11 protein-coding genes are annotated in these 16,852 nt (G+C 47.9%); 10 read left to right on the top strand and 1 reads right to left on the bottom strand.

Annotated elements, in window-relative coordinates:
• Position 1 precedes the first annotated feature (1 nt).
• From AC5ZC7_RS15720 to AC5ZC7_RS15695, 6 genes are all read left to right on the top strand, one after another.
• Positions 2 to 487 (top strand): VOC family protein, encoded by a 486-nt coding sequence (locus AC5ZC7_RS15720; protein WP_496157972.1) that lies wholly within the window; start codon positions 2 to 4, stop codon positions 485 to 487.
• A gap of 3 nt (positions 488 to 490) precedes the next feature.
• Positions 491 to 1,465 (top strand): NAD(P)-dependent oxidoreductase, encoded by a 975-nt coding sequence (locus AC5ZC7_RS15715; RefSeq protein ID WP_496157973.1) that lies wholly within the window; start codon positions 491 to 493, stop codon positions 1,463 to 1,465.
• A gap of 17 nt (positions 1,466 to 1,482) precedes the next feature.
• Positions 1,483 to 2,340: a ThuA domain-containing protein gene (locus tag AC5ZC7_RS15710; RefSeq protein ID WP_496157974.1), complete on the top strand. Its 858-nt coding sequence runs from the start codon at positions 1,483 to 1,485 to the stop codon at positions 2,338 to 2,340.
• A 40-nt stretch (positions 2,341 to 2,380) separates the two neighbouring features.
• Positions 2,381 to 5,575 carry a PVC-type heme-binding CxxCH protein gene (locus AC5ZC7_RS15705; RefSeq protein WP_496157975.1) on the top strand — a complete coding sequence of 1,065 codons (3,195 nt, stop codon included), beginning with the start codon at positions 2,381 to 2,383 and terminating at the stop codon, positions 5,573 to 5,575.
• Between the two features lie 384 nt (positions 5,576 to 5,959).
• The gene (locus tag AC5ZC7_RS15700) at positions 5,960 to 9,073 is read left to right on the top strand and encodes a SusC/RagA family TonB-linked outer membrane protein (protein ID WP_496157976.1); all 3,114 of its coding nucleotides are present in this window, start codon (positions 5,960 to 5,962) and stop codon (positions 9,071 to 9,073) included.
• A 27-nt stretch (positions 9,074 to 9,100) separates the two neighbouring features.
• A complete protein-coding gene (locus AC5ZC7_RS15695) occupies positions 9,101 to 10,603 on the top strand; it encodes a RagB/SusD family nutrient uptake outer membrane protein (RefSeq protein ID WP_496157977.1) in 1,503 nt (500 codons plus the stop codon).
• A gap of 180 nt (positions 10,604 to 10,783) precedes the next feature.
• On the opposite strand, the gene AC5ZC7_RS15690 is transcribed toward AC5ZC7_RS15695, so the two are convergent.
• Entirely contained in the window at positions 10,784 to 11,662 is an 879-nt protein-coding gene (locus tag AC5ZC7_RS15690; RefSeq protein WP_496157978.1) for a helix-turn-helix domain-containing protein, read from the bottom strand.
• A gap of 155 nt (positions 11,663 to 11,817) precedes the next feature.
• Between AC5ZC7_RS15690 and AC5ZC7_RS15685 the strand changes: the two genes are divergently transcribed.
• From AC5ZC7_RS15685 to AC5ZC7_RS15670, 4 genes are read left to right on the top strand one after another with little or no spacing between them, the layout of a single operon-like run.
• Entirely contained in the window at positions 11,818 to 12,588 is a 771-nt protein-coding gene (locus AC5ZC7_RS15685; RefSeq protein WP_496157979.1) for an SDR family oxidoreductase, read from the top strand.
• Between the two features lie 11 nt (positions 12,589 to 12,599).
• On the top strand, positions 12,600 to 13,934 hold the full coding sequence (locus tag AC5ZC7_RS15680; RefSeq protein ID WP_496157980.1) for an alpha-L-fucosidase: 1,335 nt from the start codon (positions 12,600 to 12,602) through the stop codon (positions 13,932 to 13,934).
• Positions 13,931 to 15,172 carry an enolase C-terminal domain-like protein gene (locus tag AC5ZC7_RS15675; protein WP_496157981.1) on the top strand — a complete coding sequence of 414 codons (1,242 nt, stop codon included), beginning with the start codon at positions 13,931 to 13,933 and terminating at the stop codon, positions 15,170 to 15,172. Before AC5ZC7_RS15680 ends, AC5ZC7_RS15675 begins: the two co-directional genes overlap by 4 nt.
• The gene (locus tag AC5ZC7_RS15670) at positions 15,169 to 16,803 is read left to right on the top strand and encodes a sodium:solute symporter family transporter (protein WP_496157982.1); all 1,635 of its coding nucleotides are present in this window, start codon (positions 15,169 to 15,171) and stop codon (positions 16,801 to 16,803) included. Before AC5ZC7_RS15675 ends, AC5ZC7_RS15670 begins: the two co-directional genes overlap by 4 nt.
• The last annotated feature ends 49 nt before the right edge of the window (positions 16,804 to 16,852 follow it).

Here is a 16,852-nt window from a genome sequence, read left to right as displayed (position 1 = left end):
TATGGCTAAAGCACTTAAAATTAACCACGTTACGCTGATCGTTGATAACCTGGAAAAAGCAGGAGCGTTCTATCAGCAGGAATTAGGTCTGGAGCCACTGGCTGCCTTTAGATTTGATTATCCGGTGATGTTTTTCAAATTTAATGAAGAACAACAATTGCATATTTCCGAGTGGGAAGATACCACCTCTTTCCGGGGGCATATCTGTGTACAGGTGGATGATTTTAACAGCATTTTTTTCCGCATGAAGGAGTTGAATGTAATTGATGTTCATCCCTGGGGAAAGGTGAGAAAACTACCCGATGGCGCCATGCAGATGTTTGTGCGCGATCCTGCCGGTAACCTGGTGGAAATTTCTTCCAAACCGGGTGAAGATATTGATCCACGGATATTGACCGATGAGTTGTATGAAGAAGGGTTGTATGTTTCCAACAGGAATGATTTCAGGGGTTACCGGTCTGACGATGCTACTTTATATCATAAATAACAGATGAGAAAAAATGTATTGCTACTGGAAACAGTTGCGGAAGAAGCATTACAGGATCTGCAGGCAGCCGTGCATGTATTTACAGGATATGATGATACCGGTTTGCAGGTGGCGTTGACGCATGGAAATATTCATGCTATTATTACCCGTGGAAAAGGGTTGATCAATCAACCATTGATAGATGCCTGCCCGCAACTGGAGGTAGTGGCCCGGTGTGGCATAGGCCTGGATAATGTAGACGTGGCCGCTGCTACGGCACGCGGTGTTTTGGTGATCAATGCGCCCGGCAGTAACACCGCCACCATGGCCGAACATACGCTGAGCCTGATGCTAATGGGCATCCGTAATATGTATACATCCGTTTTTGAAGTGAAGCAAAACAACTGGGGCTGGCGTAATCAATATACCGGCGATGAGCTGAACGGCAAAACGCTTGGCATATTAGGAATGGGAAACATCGGTCAACGGGTAGCCCGACTCGCTGAAGCCTTTGGTATGGAGGTGTTATATTGGAGCAGATCTGTCCACGAGGTGCCCTATAAGCGGATGGAGATGGAAGAATTATTACAACAGTCAGATGTAGTGAGCCTGCACCTCCCATTGAATAACGAAACCAGGGACATCATAGGAAGGGAGCAGCTGCATCAGATGAAACGGAATGCATGGCTGATAAACACCGCAAGAGGAGCACTGGTGGACCACATGGCGTTACTGAATGCCTTGAACACACACAGAATTTCGGGCTATGCAGCCGACGTATTGCCCGAGGAACCACCCGTGCAGTCGCTCCCGGTAGCACAACATCCGCGCGCTATTATTACACCGCATTCCGGGAGTTTAACCATTGAAACCTATAAAAAAATCTGCCAGCTCACGGTGGGCAATGTCATCGCCGTGCTGACAGGCAAAAGTCCCGATCCTAAAAGTATTTATAATAGCCACGCACTGTCGGCAGTAACAAATAATAAAAAACGATAGCCAATAAACGCTGTACAATGAGAAAAATTTGCTTTTGTTTATTGCTCCTGGTAAGTGCCAGTATTACACTTTTCGCGCAATCTGCTCAGAAGAAGCAGCCACTGGTGGTTTTCGTTACCGGCGATCATGAGTATAGCAGTGAGGAAACTTTGCCGCTGATAGCCGCTGCATTGGAGAAAGATTATGGTATGAAAACAATCGTGCTCAAAGCTGCGCCGGATTATAACAGCGAGGAAAATATTCCGGGTCTGGAGGCGCTGGATCATGCAGATCTGGCAGTTTTCTTTTTACGTTGGCGCAGACTGCCGCCCGATCAGCTGGCACATATTGAAGCCTACCTGAAAAGCGGAAAGCCGGTAATGGGATTTCGTACCACCACCCACGCCTTTCATTTTCCGGAAGGGCATGCCAGCGAGAAATGGAATGCCTTTGGCGAATTTGCTTTAAACGCGCCTCCCGGATGGGGTGGTGCCGCCAAACATACACATTACGGCCATGAAAGTAGTACCGATGTAAGTATTATTCCTGGACAGGCGAATAACCCGATTTTAACAGGTGTGGCGAAGAATTTTCACGTCCGCTCCTGGCTGTACCGCGTATTACCCGACTATCCAACAAAAGGCTCCACCTGGTTGCTGATGGGCAAGGCGGTGAACCCGGACAAAGCAGCCATCGAAAACCCAGTGGCATGGACAGGTACCAATAGCTTCGGCGGCCGCGTATTTATGACCACAATGGGCCATCCGGAAGACTTCCAGCAAACATCCTTCCAGCGATTAGTGATCAACGCTATTCACTATGAACTGGGACTTAAAGTACCTCGAAAATGGAAAGGCAGAATGGATATACAGGTACCTTACCGTGTGGCCAAATGAGTAGATAACGTTTCCTGATTCCTGCAAAAAATTATTCAAGATGTTCAGCGTATTTAAAATCGGTACCCGCGTACCGTTGATGTCCATCCTATTGGCAATAATGATACTGTCTGCCTGTAAGCCCAAGGCGCTCCCGCCGCTCACGGTTTCCAAAGACGCACATATTTCCCTGATTGGTGGCAACCTGGGATCGAGAATGACCTATTACGACAATTTTGAAACGGAATTATATGTTCGTTACCCGGACTACCAACTTCACATCCGCAATATGTGCGATGGTGGTGAAACGCCGGGCTTCCGTCCACATGCGGGAAGGAATACACCATGGGCATTTCCCGGGGCAGAAAAATTCCGCCCGGAACTGGCAAAAGAAGTGGCCAGCATGGATAATCCCAGCCAGGGCCGTTTTGAAACACCTGATCAATGGCTCACCCGTCTCAAAACAGATGTGATTATTGCCTTTTTCGGATACAGTGAATCGTTTGAAGGAAAAGAGGGATTGGACAATTATAAAGCAGAATTAGATGCCTTTATAAAATGGACACGGAAACAAAAATATAACGGAACCAGTACGCCCCAGTTGGCCCTGGTTTCACCCATTGCTTTCGAAAATCTTTCCGACAAATATGATCTGCCGGATGGCCGCAGGGAAAATGAAAACCTCGCGCTATATACCGCTGCTATGAAAGAAGTAGCCGCTGCCAACCAGGTACTGTTTGTAGATGCTTTTACCCCTTCACAACAATGGTATAAGGATACGAAAGAGCAACTGACTATCGATGGTTCTCAATTGAACGAAGCGGGTTACAGGAAGCTCGGTCTGCTGCTGGTAGACCAGATCTTCGGCAAAGCAGCTCCCAGGGCGGAAACAAACAGGGCATTAGTGCATGATGCGGTGAAAGAAAAAAACTGGATGTGGCTCAACGATTATAAAATCCCTAACGGTGTGCATGTATTTGGGCGTCGTTATGATCCGTATGGACCTGATAATTACCCCGCAGAAATAGAAAAAATCCGGCAAATGACTGCCATCCGGGATACCGCCGTTTGGCTGGCCGCTTCCAAAGGAACAAAAATGGATATTGCTGCTGCCGATAAGAACACCAAAGTATTACCGGCTGTTAAAACCAATTATAATCCCGCTAATACGAAGAATGGCAGCCTGCGGTATCTCAGTGGTGCCGAAGCCGTACATAAGCTGAAAGTACCTCCCGGATTCAAAGTGGAGCTCTTTGCTTCTGAAGCGCAATTCCCCGACCTGGCTAAACCCATGCAGATGTCGTTCGACAACAAAGGCAGGCTATGGGTAGCGGTAATGCCGAGTTACCCGCACTATAAACCAGGCGATGCAAAGCCTGATGATAAAATTATTATCCTGGAAGATACCGACAATGATGGGAAGGCCGACAAAGAAACCATCTTCGCCCAGGGGCTGCATTTGCCCATCGGGTTTGAAATTGCGCCGGAAGGCGTGTATGTGGCACAAGGAACCAATCTTAAAATATTAATCGATACAGATGGCGATGATAAAGCAGATAAAGAAGAAATCCTGTTGAGCGGCTTTGATGATCACGATACACACCATAGCAGTCACGCCTTCACCGCCGATCCATCTGGCGCCATCTATTCAGGAGAAGGTGTGTTCCTCCATACGCACGTAGAAACATCTTATGGTACTATCCGCGCGTCTAATGGCGGCTTTTACCGGTTTGATCCCCGTCGCCATAAACTGGAACGCACTGCGCAATTGCAGATTCCCAATCCATGGGGCATCGCTTTTGATGACTGGGGGCAACCATTTTTTGCGGAAACATCCAGCCCGGATATGCGCTGGATGCTGCCTGGAACCGTGCTACCCAAATATGGCCAGCATACACATAAGTCGATTCAGCTGATAGAAGAGAAACATAAAGTACGGCCCACCTCTGGCCTGGAGTTCGTATCCAGCCGGCATTTCCCGGATTCATTGCAGGGCGATTTCCTGATCAACAATACCATCGGTTTCCTGGGCACAAAAGAACATACACTCGTAGATGATGGAACCGGTTATAAAAGTCATCACCGCATGGACCTGCTGGTGAGCGAAGATCCGAATTTCCGCCCGGTAGACTTGGAGTTCGCACCAGACGGCTCTTTATACGTCATCGACTGGCACAATATCCTTATCGGACATATGCAACACAATGCCCGGGATCCATTGAGAGATCATTCACATGGAAGAATATACCGCATCACTTACCCGGCAAAACCATTGGTGAAACCAGCACATATCGCTGGCGCTGGTATAGAAGAACTGCTGGATAATCTCAAAGTACCGGAATACAGAACCCGCTACAGAACCCGCCGGGAGCTCAGAGGACGCGACAGCGCACAGGTACTGGCCAAACTGAAAACCTGGGTAGCGCAGCTGGACAAAACCGATCCACGGTATGACCATCATCTGCTGGAAGCCCTTTGGGTAAGCTGGGGATTGGATAGGGTAGACCAGGACCTGTTACGACAAGTACTGAAAGCCAAAGATTATCATGCACGGGCAGCCGCGGTAGAGGTAGTACGCTACACCGGCCACCAGGTAAAAGACCAGGCCGATCTGTTGATGCAGGCGGCACAGGATGAAAATAGCCGTGTACGCCTCATGGCCATAGTGGCCGCTTCATGGATAGGCAAAGAAAAAGGACTCCCCATTTTGGCAGCAGCTAAAAAAATGCCGTTAGATGAATGGATGGTCCACGCCTATGAAACTGCCGTAGCTCACCTGGAAGGAGAGAATGTAAAAGAAAAAGAAGAGAATAGCACTACTACCAAACTAAAAGGCACTGAACTGGCACTGTTTAACCAGGGACAAAAAATCTATTCCATAGAAGGCTATTGCAGGACCTGTCATCAGCCGGATGGCAAAGGATTACCCGATTCCGGGTTCCCTCCGCTTGCAGGTTCTGCCTGGGTAACCGGCAATGATGAACGGCTAATCAAACTGGTAATGAAAGGAATCATGGGACCCATTGAAGTAAATAATAAGGCATACCCCGGACAGGTGCCCATGACACCTTTTGGCAGCCTGCTGAAAGATGAGGAAATCGCCGCCGTATTAACCTATGTCCGGAACTCATTCGGCAATTCAGCAACAGCAGTTTCTCCCGAAAAAGTAAAACAGGTAAGAAAGGCCATAGAAAATAAGAAAGACTTCTATTCTCCGGAAGAGCTGCTGAAAGTACATCCCATGGAAAAGAAATAACCCGCCCCCGGGTACCGGCAGCTGCGTTGTAGCGCCGGTACCTGAGGGGAATTACTACTTTCTTGAGCAAGTAATATTGTAATGATCACTTGTTTGGATATTTTATATTGTTAGGATGCCTAATTGTTAATCATTGGTATATGGCCATCAGCCAGGAAAAATTATTAAAACTGTATGTGGTGAGCAGGGGTGTTCCTGTGTGTGGGGCGACGATCCCTGGATGATCCACCGATAAGTAAGCCGATCATCTTTTGACAGGCTATTGATTAAATCCACGTGTTATAGGGCAGCGATAGAAGCCATTATTATAGCGCCCGTTTGTTTTATGGAAATGTAGCTTAATCATTTATCCGGAATAAAATTTCACCTGATAATTTTTTAATTATGAAACAGTTTTCCACGGTAACTTTCAAGCTGATGGCGTTACGCCAGAAAATCATTTATACGGCTCTGGCCCTTTTGTTGGGAATTACTACCCAGCTCCATGCAAAAGCGCCCTTTCTCATAGACGTTCATGGGCGCGTGCTGGAAGAGAATGGAGTAGGAGTACCCGGTGTGAGCATAAAAGTAAAGAACGTCGACAAAGCAACTACCACAGATGGCGACGGCAGGTTTACCATTAAAGGGGTGCCTGATGATGCGGTACTACTTATTTCTTATATAGGTTATGTCACGCAGGAGGTAAAGGTAACGGCAACGGATATGGTGATCAACCTGGTACCACAGGTAAGAAAAATAGATGAGGTAGTGGTAGTGGGATATGGTACCACAAAGAAATCGGATCTCACCGGCGCAGTAGGTACGGTGAAGGCGGAAGCACTGCAGGAACGCCCTGCATCGTCGTTGAACCAAAGTTTATCCGGTCGCGTTACGGGCGTAAACGTATCGTCAAACTCGGGACGCCCGGGCGGCAGAGCCAATATCCGCATCCGTGGATCCAGCTCTCTCAGCGTGTCTAATAATCCGTTGTATGTAATAGATGGGGTGATACTGAACCCGGTAGACTTACGTAATGGAAGTACGCCTATTGATTATCTCAATCCTAACGACATTGCATCTATCGAGGTATTGAAAGATGCTTCCTCTACCGCTATCTATGGTGCTCGCGGGGCCAATGGGGTCATCCTCGTTACCACCAAAAGAGGCACTTCAAACGGTGGGCGGATCACCTACGATCCGGACTTCAGCATAGGTGTGCTGCCACGGAAACTGGCGTTGCTGAATGCAAAGGAGTTTTTAGCCGTGGAAGACCTGGCCTATGCCAACGCACAAAAATATGATCCCGTTGGATGGGCCACCGGTACCAAATACACAGATCCAAAGAAGAAGCGTACCAACCCCAAATTATTCGATTCGCAGGGAAACCCGCTATACGACACAGACTGGCAGGATGAATCATTCCAGAAAGCCTTTACCCAAAATCATCAGCTCGGATTTACTGATGGCGATGAAAGAAGAAGTATCGGCGCTTTCCTGAATTACCGTACCCAGGAAGGACTGGCAAGAGGCTCGTGGCAGGACAGGTACGCCGGTCGCGTTGTTTTCGATAGTAAAATAAAAGACTGGTTAAAGATTGGTGGAACATTGAGCTACACCGATCAACGCGAAAAACAGGTGGACCAGTTAGACGGTGGTGGTATCACTATGATGCGCCAGGTATTGGAAGCATTACCTATCATACCGGTAAAATACGCTGATGGAACATGGGCCAGCAACCGGGATTATCCTGGCATGGAAGGAGGAGACAATCCCCTGAGAGTGGCGGCAGACAGGATCTCTATCCTGCATACGCAAACCTTGCTGGGAAATATATTTGCCAATGTACACCTGGCGCCGGGACTGGAATTGAAATCTACTGTTGGGGTAAACATCATTAATCAACGGGAAGATTATTTTGCCGCCAAAGGCATGCAGTATATCTCTGATAACGGGAATGCCTCCGTTAATAATAACCGGTATAACTCCTGGCAATTTGAAAACTACCTGACCTACACCCGCGACTTTGCCAAAGTACATTCGTTAAATGCAATGGCAGGGGTATCCTGGCAACATATCGACCGTTTTGAAAACCAGGCCAATACGGAAGGCTTTACGGATTCTTACTATAGATATTATAACCTCGGTGCCGGCTCCAGCCCGCAGCCACCTTCCTCAGTAGGAATTGCCAACGGACTCAATTCTTATTTCGGCCGCGTTAACTATGGCTTCCGCAACCGGTATTTAGTCACCTTCACCGGCCGTATGGATGGCTCTTCAAAATTTGGACGGGATAACCAGTTTGCTTTCTTCCCTTCTGCTGCACTGGCATGGAGAGTAACGGAAGAAAATTTTATGAAGCAGATCCCTGTGATCTCTAACCTGAAACTACGTGCCAGCTATGGTGCTACAGGTAACTCTGAAATACCGGCCTATCGCGCGTTGGCAGGGCTGGGAAACTATAGCGTTATTTTTGGAGGCGCACGTAATTCGGGTGTAGGAGTGGATCGTATCGCCAACCCGGGATTGCAGTGGGAGAAAACCAAACAGATCGATTTCGGTATGGAGCTGGGATTATTCAGCAACCGGCTGAACCTGGAACTGGATCTCTATCACAGGAAAGTGGATGGCATGCTGCTGGATGCCCCGCTGCCATATACTACCGGCCGCGACAAGATTTTCTCTAATATAGGTAGTATGGAGAATAAAGGAATTGAGTTTGGTATCAACTCCACGAACATCCAGACCGAGCACTTCTCCTGGAGTACCACCTTCAATATTTCCGTTAATAAAAACAAAGTACTGGCATTGGCGAATGGCGATATCCTCATGGGCAACGGCGTAATCCGCGTAGGAGAGCCGGTGGGCTCTTTCTTTGGAAGAGTAACCCTGGGAACCTGGGGCAGCAAGGAAGCCGAAGAAGCCAAAAAGTATAATATGTTGCCCGGTGACATCAAATACAAAGACATCAACAGCGATGGTATCATTAATGACCTCGACCGCGTCATCATCGGTAAAGGGATCCCTGACGGGTATGGCACCTTCCTGAATACATTCCAGTACAAAGCCTGGTCACTTACGGTGGATTTACAGTTTATGTATGGCAACGATGTACTCGACCGCAGTATACATTCTGCGGAAGACCGGCAGGGCATTGCCAACAGTTATAAAACAGTGCTGAATGCCTGGACAGAAACGAACCAGAACACCCAGATAGCACAGATACGCCCCATCAATGCGTATTATACAACCAATAACGATAGCCATAAAGTAACAGACGGTTCGTTTATCCGTGGCCGTAACCTGCTGCTGGCTTACGTGTTTCCATCAAAAACCGTGTCAGCCATGAAACTCAGTCGCCTCCGGGTATATGCGTCTGTACAGAACTTCTTCCTGGTTACTAAATTCAAAGGCTATGATCCTGAAGTATCCAATTCCAGCTCTCCTTTCGACCAGGGGCTGACTTTGTACGACTATCCCAAACCAAGAGTATTTATGCTGGGACTGAATATTGGATTATAATATTATACCACCGTTTAAATGAAAATCATGAAATCGACAATCATAAAATACGGACTGCTGGTAATGGTAACAGGGGCATTATGCCTGACGGGTTGCCGGAAATTCCTGGATGAAACAGATCCCAGCAATTATACAGAAGATACCTACTTCACAAAACCTGAGCATGCCAGAAGTTCTGTTAATGCTATCTACGCCAGTCTGCGGGACCCTATGAGCGGGGATTTTGGCGGTGCTGCCTGGACCATGACGGAATTTGCCACCGGACAGGCTGCCACTGATCTGGGACAGGCAGTGAACAGCTATTACATAAAAGACCTGCACAATACCGCAGATAATGCCTACGGCGAAAATTACTGGAGAAACTACTACAAAGGCATCACCAATGCAAACCTCTCTATCGCCAAGATCCCGGGCATTAATATGGACAAGGCCGAAGCTAAACGACTATTGGGAGAAGCCTATTTCCTGCGGGCCTGGTACTATTTCAACCTGGTACAGTTGTTTGGTAATATTCCTTTAATCACCAAACCTGTTGATCTGAAGTCAGACGAACTACGCCCTAAGCAGGCCACCGCAGAAGAAGTGTATAAATTAATCGTAGACGATCTTACCACCGCAGAAAATGCCGGGCTTCCCTGGACAGATGCCAGCGGTAAAGTATCCCTGGGCGCGGTGAAATCGCTGTTATCGAAAGTCTATCTCACCATGGCCGGGTATCCTTTGCAAAAGGGAACTCCCTACTTCGACCTGGCGGCTAAGAAAGCGGGCGAAGTGTTGGATTCGAAGCAGTTTAAGTTATTCGATACGTATTATGACCTGCATAACCCGGCTAAGAAAAATATGGAAGAAAATATTTTCATGATCCAGTATAAAACACAGGTGATTCCCGGTAGCTGGCAGTCGTTGATTATTCCTTATAATAAAAATATCTCAGCGTATTCTGCTGAAACCGGCGGTATCTATGCCACAGCCGACTTTGTAAAATCATACGATCCGGCAGATTGGCGCGCAAAAGAAGGACAGTTCTTTTTTACTGAATTTACCAACCAGGACGACAGGAATCAAAAGGTGGACCTGGGAGGCTTTTTCCTGTATAAGCTTTTTGATGTAACGGCGCAAACATCTACGGCCAACAGCGATCTGAACTGGTCGTTGATCCGCTATGCCGATATCCTGCTGGTATATGCAGAGGCCACCAATGAAGTGAACGGACCAGGAGCAACAGTATATGACGCCGTAAACCAGGTGCGGAAAAGAGCGCGGCTGACAAACCTTACAGGACTCACCAAAGAGCAGCTGAGAGAAGCCATCTGGCGGGAACGCTGGTATGAACTATGTTTTGAAAATGTTACCTGGTTTGATATGGTCCGCCTTCGCAAAGCATTTAACCTGAGCACGAAAGGATTCGACAACTATGTGGGACATAAATTTTCCTATGGCCCCGTGTTAACAGAAAGAGAATTACTGTTCCCAATACCCAGCAGGGAACTAAGGAACAATCCTAATCTTGTACCTACTAAAGGGTACTAAGAATGACCGAAGCGAATTTTGTCTTGGGACAGGATTAAACTGATTAGACTGATTTTATTTTTTTTGATTAGGAAGATTAGTAAAGATGAACGAGTCATGTGTTTATCTATCTTCCAAAATCTTTAAAAATAAAATCAGTCTAATCAGTTTAATCCTGTCCCAAGACAAACTCCGCTCTGATCATCCTATGTGAGAGATCTCTTTTTTATATTCCCGGGGTGTTTTTCCTTTTATTTTTTTGAAGAAACGGTTAAAGTGGGTGGTATTATTATACCCGCATTTGGCCGATAGTTCCATCATCGGCATTTCCTTTTCCTGCAACAGTCTGCACGCGTAGCCAATTCTTAATTCATTCACGAAATGGGTAAAGGATTTTTGTGTCCTGCTTTTGAAGAAGCGGCAAAAGGAATGCACATTGATGCCTGCTACCGCCGCTATTTCAGATAAAGGAATATCTCTTTTGAAATGACGGAAAATGAATTTGAAGATATCATCCATCCGTGACTGATCTTTATCGTTGTACAGGTTCACGTAGTTAGGACCCGCCAACAGCCGGTATTCTTTGGTCGACATCATTTTTTGCAGCAATGTCATAAACGTGATGGTTTGCGTAAGGTCGTGCTGTTGCAGCATTTGCTGCATCAATGCCAGGATCTCCGCTTTAGCTTTGCCGTAGAATTCAATGCCCCGCTGCGATTTCTTCAGCCACGCTTTTACAGGACTGGTATTGCCAAAAGGCGCCAGGTGCTCCAGCAATAAATCCGGTGAAAGATACATGGCCAGCGATCGTGCCTGCAACTGATCTTGTCCCTCGAAATATTTCTGTTCATTGTGCCAAACGTGTGGCGTACCCGACCCCACAAAAATCAGTTCCCCGCTTTCAAAATAAGCGACGTTGTCACCAATGATACGGCGTCCGGCACTTTCCACTACGTATACCAGCTGGCATTCATCATGGAAATGAAACTCGGTAGAAAAGTAAGGCTGTGTAATTTCCTTTACCTGGTATACACGTTCCTCAAGGGCTTTGTCGCCCGCTATAGCAAAAAATGGCTTCATATTATCAGCCTAAAATAGGGAAAAACCTACTTAAAGTCAAAATAGTGTTTATTTAAGTCAATTTGACGGGGATGACCTACCTTTTCGATGATTACTTTTGAAATCAGGTGCTAAACGATCCTGCATTTCGGATATTTTCCACGGAAACAATAGAAATGATGATACTGAAGAACAAAATAGTGTTGATCACCGGAGGCGCATCCGGCATTGGAGCCGCCTGTGCATTGAATTATGTGGCAGAAGGAGCTACCGTAGTGGTGATCGACAAAGATGCCGCAGCCTTGCAAACGATGAAAGCACAACTGGGGGCTGCCCACCTGTTTATTGCGGCAAATGTAGCAGACAATACCGCCGTACAGGCTGCCATTGAAAACACCCTGCAAACTTACGGGCGACTGGATGCCATCCATAATAATGCCGGCGTTGCCAGTCCTGCGAAACCGCTGGAAGATACCACAGAAGCCGAATGGGACCTGTTGATGAATGTCAATATCCGTAGTATTTACTATACCACCCGCCACGGCATCGCTGCACTGAAAGCATCCAAAGGTTGCATTCTCAATACCAGCAGCCTCGTAGGTGAAATAGGGCAGGAGCAGCATGCGGCCTACGCAGGTACCAAAGGCGCTGTTAATGCGCTTACCAAAGCCATGGCGCTGGACTATGCGCCGCATGGCATACGGGTCAACGCAGTAGCACCTGCCGGCGTATGGACACCCATGTTGCGGCAATGGAACCAGGAACAGCCCGATCCCGCCCGCATGGAACAATACCTCGACCAAATTCATGCCCTGGGCTACTGCCCGGAAGCAACAGAAATAGCCAGCGTATGTGCGTTCCTGTTATCCGATAATGCCCGCTTCGTTACCGGTTGTATGATGCCGGTGAGCGGCGGCGCCGAACTAGGTTATAAACGAACACTATAAATTCCCGCGTAATGAAACGTATTGCCATCTTATGTTTAATGCTGTTGACGTTCAACAGCTACGGCCAGACCAATGCCCAGCTGGACCCGAAAATACTGACCCGTAAAGCCGTTATGGACCAGTTCATGGACCTGCGCTTCGGCATGTTCATCCACTGGGGACCCGTTACCCTGCGTGGTACAGAAATCGGATGGTCCCGGCATAACCAGGTTCCCGCCAGTGATTATGATACCTTATACAAGGCATTCAATCCCGTACTGTTTAATGCCGATGAATGGGCAAAAACCGCCAGCGAAGCCGGTATGAAATACCTGACCATCACTGCGAAGCACCATGATGGATTCTGCCTATGGCCATCTGCCTATACAGATTACAATATCAGCAATACCCCCTTCAAAAAAGACGTGGTAGGACTGCTGGCTAAAGCCTGCAAAAAATATCATATCAAGTTCTGTATTTACTACTCTGTACTCGACTGGTACAATGAGTATTATCCATTCGACAATACCGTTGATGCCACAAAAGATCCACGGAAAAAACCAGACATGGAAAAGTACGTGACATACATGAAAAACCAGTTGAAAGAACTGGTGACCAACTACGATCCTTATATGCTCTGGTTTGATGGCCCCTGGGAAACCGTATGGACGCCGGACATGGGACTGGATATCTATAAATATCTTAAAACACTGAAGAAAGACCTGATCGTCAACAACCGCCTGGGTAAAGCCTTTGCAGGCACAGAAGCGGCAAGTACCTCCAACTTCCTGGGTGACTATGATACACCGGAACAACGTATCGGTGGCTTAAACATGGAAACTCCCTGGGAAACCTGTATGACCATCTGCGAACAATGGTCCTGGAAACCTAACGATAAAATGAAATCGTTAAACACCTGCCTGCAAACACTGGCGAAAGTAGCTGGTGGCAATGGTAACCTGTTGTTCAATGTAGGCCCTCGTGCTGATGGTCTCATAGAACCTGCGCAGGTGGCACGTTTGAAAGAAATGGGACAATGGCTGAAACAATATGGCACTGCCATTTACAATACCGATGGTGGTCCGTATTATTCCAACGACACTTACGCGGCTACCCGCAGTGGTAAAAAGATATACCTGCATGTTTTTAAAGCAGTGGATAAATTAACGCTGCCTGCATTACCGGGTGTGAAAGTGAACAAAGCCTATGTGATGAAAGGAGCCGCTGTGGCCCTGCAACAAACAAATGAAGGGATCACACTCTCTTTACCTGCAGTGCTGCCGGATGCGAATGATACCGTGATTGTATTGGAAACAGATAAACCTACGGCAGATATCGCCCCTATAAAAACAGTGAACATAAAATGATAAAAAAGATTGTAGTAAAAGACGCCCGTTTCCCTTTATCGGGCGGCGCCGGAAGTGACGCCATACACCAGAATCCCATTTACTCATATGCAGTGGCCTGTTTGTACGACGACAAAGGTAATTGCGGCACCGGCCTCGCATTTACGCTGGGTGCAGGTAATGAGCTGGTATGTGCGGCTGCCCGGTTTTATGGAGAACAGTTGATCGGAAAAGATATCCGGGAAGTGATGGCTACTTTCGGCGAATGGTTCCGCCTGCGGTCAGATGAACAACAGTTCCGCTGGCTCGGCCCTCATAAAGGGGTCGTACATCTGGCGCTGGCAGCAGTAACGAACGCTTGTTACGATTTATGGGCCAAACAACAGCAGGTGCCGCTATGGCAACTGCTGTTGAGCCTAAGCCCGGAGCAGCTGGTGAATACGCTGGACCTGTCTTACCTGGAAGAAATATTACCCCGGGAAGAAGCGGTGGCGATGTTAACAGATATGCAGCCCTCCCGCGCCTCGCGGGAAGGTATCCTGAAAACAGGCTACCCCGCATACGATACCTCCGCAGGCTGGTTTAACTATTCCGATGATCAGCTGGAAGCTAATTGCAAACGTGCACTGGACAAAGGCTTTAGCGCACTCAAATTGAAAGTAGGCGCCAAAGACCCGGACACGGATATACGAAGAGCGCATATTGTAAGAAAAACAGTAGGGGACCAGATTAAAGTAATGGTAGATGCCAATCAGCAATGGAATCTGCCGCAGGCATTAGCCATCGGTAAAAGGCTGGCAGACATCCAGCCTTACTGGATAGAAGAGCCTACCCACCCGGACGATGTACTGGCGCATAAAGTGCTGGCAGAGGCGTTGAACCCGGTGAAACTGGCATTGGGCGAACACGTACCAAACAAAGTGATCTTTAAAAATTACCTGGAAACGCGTTGTGCGGGCTTTATCCAGGTAGATGCGGTAAGAGTGGGTGGTGTCAGCGAATTTATTACGGTAAGCCTGTTATGTAAAAAATACGGCGTGCCGGTGGTACCGCATGTAGGCGATATGGGGCAGCTGCATCAGCACCTGGTATTGTTTAACCACATCGGTATGGGGCATGAAGCCTTATTCCTGGAGCATATTCCTCACCTGCGTCCTCATTTCACACATCCTGCGGAAATCAGCAGCGGATTTTACCGCACGCCTGAAATACCAGGTAGCAGTTGTGACTTGGTGGCGCTTAATACGTTTGCCGGATGATTTCTACAACCGATACTATCATCAGCATCTGTTATGTAGCCTTTATTGTGCTGCTGGGATTCTGGGCCGGATGGTCCGGGAAGAAAGGCAGCAATGAAGCAGGAGAATATTTCCTGGCGGGCAAATCCCTGCGCTGGCCTATGATAGGCATGGCTTTATTTGCCACCAATATTTCCTGTTTGCATTTGGTGAGCCTTGCCCAGAGCGGTTTTGACTCCGGCTTGCTGGCGGGCAATTTCGAGTGGATGGCTGCTTTTACGCTGATATTGTTAGCGCTTTTTTTTATCCCGTTTTATATACGATCCGGGGTGGCTACTTTGCCTGACTTCCTGGAGCGGCGGTATAACCGTGCGTGCCGCGACTGGCTGGCAATTGTGTCCGTGGTATCGGCCATTGTGATTCACATTGCTTTTTCTTTCCTGGCAGGTGGCATTGTGCTGGAAACGTTGTTCGGCATCAATATGTTTACCAGCATTATCATGATTGCCGTGGTAACGGGTGCCTACACCATTGTGGGCGGATTGCGCGCCGTGGTGGTTACCGAATCCGTGCAAACCGTGGTATTGCTGGTAGGGGCGGTTATCATCACCGTACTTTCCTGGTGGAAGGTAGGTGGCTGGCAACCGGTGATGACGGTATTACAGGAGCATCAGCAGTTGAGTAAGCTTTCTATGTTGCGGCCGGCGGGTGATCCGGATGGATTGCCCTGGTACGCCGTATTCCTGGGCTACCCGGTGATTGGCATCTGGTATTGGTGTGCAGATCAAACTATTGTGCAGCGGGTATTAGGGGCAAAGGATGAAAATCATGCCCGTACCGGTGCTTTGTTCTGTGGCTTTATCAAAGTATTGCCGGTGTTCATTTTTATCTTGCCGGGTTTGTTGGCCTATGTGCTGTATAAGCAGGGTGGACTGGATTTGAGCGCACTGCAACAGGCAGATGGAAAGCTGCACACAAAAGGTATCTATTCCCTGATGATTACCAAGCTGGTGCCGCCTGGATTGGTAGGTGTGCTGGTGGCGGCATTGTTATCTGGTTTAATGAGCCAGATTTCCGGTGCGCTGAACTCTATCGCAACCCTGGTGAGCTATGATTTATACAAACGGTATCAGCCGGCGGCTACCGACCGTCAACTGGTGAAATGGGGCCGTGTATCGGCAGGTTTGGCGCTGTTGCTGTCCATTGGCCTGCTACCCCTGCTGAACCGCTACGAGAGCCTCTTTAATGGCATTAACGACGTGATCTCGCATATTGCGCCGCCGATCACTTGTGTGTTCCTGTTGGGTATATTCTGGAAGAAAGCATCGGCTATCGCCGCGCAATATACTTTGTGGCTGGGTTCTGCCCTGGGTGCGGTAGTTTACTTCACGGGTAAATTATACCCGGAAGGGCCGTTGAGTCATGTTCCTCCTTTGCTGGTAGCTTTTTACCTGTTTGTTGTTTGTGTGTTATTGCAGACGGGACTATCTTTTGCGTTTCCGATGCAGCATACAACAGAAAGCAGCCGCTTATACTGGGAAAGCCCGCTGGCACCGTTGCGTGCCAAAGGCTGGCCGGGACTGGCGAATTATAAAGTATTATCTGGGGCCTTGCTGGGCGTCATGGCGCTGCTGTATTGGTGTTTCAGATGATGGAAAGCTGAAAGCATAAAGCAGAAAGCAAAAAGCTATTGTCTCGAAT

The sequence above is a fragment of the Chitinophaga sp. 9-1-y genome (assembly GCF_059511905.2).
The sequence above is the reverse complement of the archived record's forward strand: the minus strand, read 5'-3'. Positions and strand labels throughout refer to the sequence as shown.

Excerpts from the sequence above, each read along its gene's own strand:
- AC5ZC7_RS15690 (WP_496157978.1), bottom strand. The coding sequence starts at position 11,662 with ATGAAGCCATTTTTTGCTATAGCGGGCGACAAAGCCCTTGAGGAACGT.
- AC5ZC7_RS15710 (WP_496157974.1), top strand. The coding sequence starts at position 1,483 with ATGAGAAAAATTTGCTTTTGTTTATTGCTCCTGGTAAGTGCCAGTATT.
- AC5ZC7_RS15675 (WP_496157981.1), top strand. The coding sequence starts at position 13,931 with ATGATAAAAAAGATTGTAGTAAAAGACGCCCGTTTCCCTTTATCGGGC.
- AC5ZC7_RS15715 (WP_496157973.1), top strand. The coding sequence starts at position 491 with ATGAGAAAAAATGTATTGCTACTGGAAACAGTTGCGGAAGAAGCATTA.
- AC5ZC7_RS15695 (WP_496157977.1), top strand. The coding sequence starts at position 9,101 with ATGAAATCGACAATCATAAAATACGGACTGCTGGTAATGGTAACAGGG.
- AC5ZC7_RS15720 (WP_496157972.1), top strand. The coding sequence starts at position 2 with ATGGCTAAAGCACTTAAAATTAACCACGTTACGCTGATCGTTGATAAC.
- AC5ZC7_RS15685 (WP_496157979.1), top strand. The coding sequence starts at position 11,818 with ATGATGATACTGAAGAACAAAATAGTGTTGATCACCGGAGGCGCATCC.
- AC5ZC7_RS15670 (WP_496157982.1), top strand. The coding sequence starts at position 15,169 with ATGATTTCTACAACCGATACTATCATCAGCATCTGTTATGTAGCCTTT.
- AC5ZC7_RS15705 (WP_496157975.1), top strand. The coding sequence starts at position 2,381 with ATGTTCAGCGTATTTAAAATCGGTACCCGCGTACCGTTGATGTCCATC.
- AC5ZC7_RS15700 (WP_496157976.1), top strand. The coding sequence starts at position 5,960 with ATGAAACAGTTTTCCACGGTAACTTTCAAGCTGATGGCGTTACGCCAG.
- AC5ZC7_RS15680 (WP_496157980.1), top strand. The coding sequence starts at position 12,600 with ATGAAACGTATTGCCATCTTATGTTTAATGCTGTTGACGTTCAACAGC.